This window comes from Methanoregula sp. (assembly GCF_002835825.1).
GTDB lineage: Archaea > Halobacteriota > Methanomicrobia > Methanomicrobiales > Methanospirillaceae > Methanoregula.
The window spans coordinates 1-1,979 of the sequence record NZ_PIZH01000384.1 but is presented as its reverse complement, the minus strand read 5'-3'; the positions used below and the strand labels follow the sequence as shown (position 1 = coordinate 1,979).

The window sequence follows — 1,979 nt, the reverse complement described above, 5'->3', positions numbered from 1 at the left end:
CCCTTGGATCAAACCAACATGTTGTAAAAAAATTTACAACTTTTAGAAAGGTATAAATAAACCGCGGAGAATGTTATATGAGAAAATAATAAAAAAAATACTACAATTCTGTATTTACGTCGAGGAATACCATGTTACGAATCAATCACAACCACCATGTGCAGGCTCTAGAACAAAACCGCAGAAACTATGGTCCTGTTGTACCGGCCTCAAAAAACACCGTTCACTGGTCAGGGTACCTGCTCGTGCTCGGATTATTTTTAGCGGCATGTGTCGTTGTCGGACCCGCAAGTGCGTATAGTACACCGGAATCCATTACCGCTGCAGGAAAATTATATGTCTCCGGCGTGAGCATTGATCCAAAAGTTTTTTTCACTGGCGAATCGGGCACAGTCACCTTTTACGTGACCAACGGAAACGCGAATGAGAGCATATCTGTCAACCATGCTACCTTCGGCGACAAGGATATCCGCCGGACAAGCAACACGTACGATTCATCGGCCAACATCGGACCGCTCCAGACCCGTTCCTTTGTCTTCTCGATCACGACCGACGCTCGCGAAGGATGGTATTACCCGTGTTTCTCTTTGAGCCTCCGCGATGCCCCGGAAAACCTGTATTACATCACACCGGTCAGGGTCGAGAACACCCCTGTTGTCACAACCATAACAAGCCAGCCTGATACCTTCACCAGGGATCAGAAGGATCCCATCACCATACAGATTGCCAATCCCCGGGAAAATGACGTGAAAAATGCCGTCTTGGAAGTCACCGGTGACGGAATTACCGCAACACCATCGAAAATCTATATCGGGAGCCTAACCTCCGGCACTACCACGAACCGGACTGTTGCGATAAATCCCACGAAGGAGACCACCCTCCGGGTATCCCTGAGTTATGACAACGGTGACAATTCCCACACAGACGGCACCGATCTCCCGGTCACCTTCGGGACAAACAAGAAAAAAGCCGATCTCGTGATCAGCAATGTCAAGGTGACTAGTGACGGCTCGGTGTTTCACGTGACCGGTGACGTAACCAATGCCGGGCTTACCACCGCAAATGGTGTCTCGGTGACCTCGCTCTTTCCGGCCGTCCCAAAGGATCCCTATGCCTCATATGTAGTCGGTGTGCTGAAGCCCGATGATTTCGGGAGTTTCGAGGTGACGTTCGCAGCAGATGGCATTACATCGGTCCCGTTCCAGGTCACTCACAAGGATCTCGATGGGAATGTCATACATTCCTCTCCCCGGGATATCAGCATCAGTAGCACGGGCTCATCAGGGACATCCGGTAAGCCAATTGACAGTCCACTCCCGGTGTTGGTGATCGGCTTTATCACGGTTCTCGTCATCGCCGGCGGGTATCTCTACGTGAAGAGAAAGAAGAGCCAGTGAGGCCAAACCATGGAACCGGTAATAGAGTTCGAGGACGTAGTGAAGATCTACCCGCTCAAGTCCGGGGATGTCACTGCCCTCAACCATATCTCCTTCACCGTACACAGGGGGGAATTCATCTCCATCATGGGACCGTCGGGCTCGGGAAAATCAACCCTGCTGACCTTGATGGGCTGCCTTGACAAGCCAACGGCTGGAACCATCCGGATCAGCAGCAGGGAGATTGGGGACATGACCGATGCCGAGCTGACGAGCCTCCGTCGGGACCGTATCGGGTTCATCTTCCAGTACTTCAACCTCTTTCCCCTCCTCAACATCATCGAGAACGTCAGCTTCCCGCAGATGATCAAGACCGGGGCCGGAGTAGACCCGGAAAAGGCAAAGAAGGTTCTCAGGGCAGTAAAACTTGACGAGCGTCTCTATACCCATACACCACTTGAGCTCTCAGGCGGGCAGCAGCAGCGGTTTGCGATTGCACGGTCGCCCATCAAGGACCGGGATATCCTCCTCTGCGACGAAACGACTGGTCAGCTTGATTAGAACACCGGCGCTGACCGCATGAAGCAGATGACCGATCTCAAC

2 protein-coding genes are annotated in these 1,979 nt (G+C 52.0%); both read left to right on the top strand.

What is annotated here, in order from left to right:
* Positions 1–404: 404 nt before the first annotated feature.
* A complete protein-coding gene (locus tag CW742_RS11340) occupies positions 405–1,397 on the top strand; it encodes a hypothetical protein (RefSeq protein WP_292420464.1) in 993 nt (330 codons plus the stop codon).
* 9 nt (positions 1,398–1,406) lie between these two features.
* Positions 1,407–1,937, top strand: coding sequence for an ABC transporter ATP-binding protein (locus CW742_RS11335; RefSeq protein WP_292420461.1), 531 nt, complete (start codon positions 1,407–1,409; stop codon positions 1,935–1,937).
* Positions 1,938–1,979: the final 42 nt, after the last annotated feature.

What these genes read in the sequence shown, in the direction of transcription:
- CW742_RS11335 (WP_292420461.1), top strand. Translation starts at nt 1,407, where the DNA reads ATGGAACCGGTAATAGAGTTCGAGGACGTAGTGAAGATCTACCCGCTC.